1 protein-coding gene is annotated in these 892 nt (G+C 61.0%); it reads left to right on the forward strand.

Translation table 11 applies throughout. The features are described from left to right. Positions 1 to 892, forward strand: an 892-nt coding sequence (locus ACNFG0_RS22815) for an Ig-like domain-containing protein (RefSeq protein WP_416766522.1), incomplete at both ends; no start/stop codon positions are given.

Here is an 892-nt window from a genome sequence, read left to right on the forward strand (position 1 = left end):
GGGCAATACCCTGACTATCACCGGCTACAACCCCAGCACCGGGGTGGTGAGCTACAGCTACACGCTGACTGACAACGAAGCCCATCCAAATGCCAACGAAGCCAACAGCCTCAGCGAAAGCTTCACGGTAACGGCCACCGACACCGACGGCAGCACAGCCACCGGCAACCTCGATGTGAACATCATCGACGACCTGCCGACTGCTGTGGGTGACAGCAACCTCGAAACCGCCACCGAGCAGCACACTACGCTCACCGGCAATGTCCTGAGCAACGATACCCAGGGCGCCGACCGCGTCCCGAGTGGCCCGATCACCGCCGGCACCTTCGTGGGCACCTACGGCACCCTGGTGCTGTCGGCTAATGGTTCCTACACCTACACACTCAACACCAGCGACCCGGACTTCTTCAATCTGCACGGCGGCGGCAGCGGTATAGAACAGTTCACCTATACGCTGACCGATGCCGACGGTGATGTGCGCACTGCAGTGCTGGAGCTGAACGTCACCAACCTCAACGATCCGGTCACTCTGGACGGTCTGGGTGTACAAGGCGGTGAGCTGACCGTCTATGAGAAAAATCTGGGCGAAGGCAGTGCACCGGACACCCCAGCCTTGACCCAGACCGGTACCTTTACCGTCACGGCGCTGGATGGCCTGCAAACCCTGACCGTGGGCGGCATCACCGTCGTCAGCGGCGGCGTGGTCGCGGGCTTCCCGCAATCGGTGACGACTGGACTGGGCAACACCCTCACCATTACGGGCTACAACGCCAGCACTGGTGTAGTGAGCTACAGCTACACGCTGACCGACAACGAAGCCCATCCAAATGCCAACGAAGCCAACAGCCTCAGCGAAAGCTTCACGGTAACGGCTACCGATACCGATGGCAGC

Origin of the sequence: Pseudomonas sp. NY15372, from assembly GCF_048068215.1 — a bacterium.
Taxonomy (GTDB): domain Bacteria; phylum Pseudomonadota; class Gammaproteobacteria; order Pseudomonadales; family Pseudomonadaceae; genus Aquipseudomonas; species Aquipseudomonas guariconensis_A.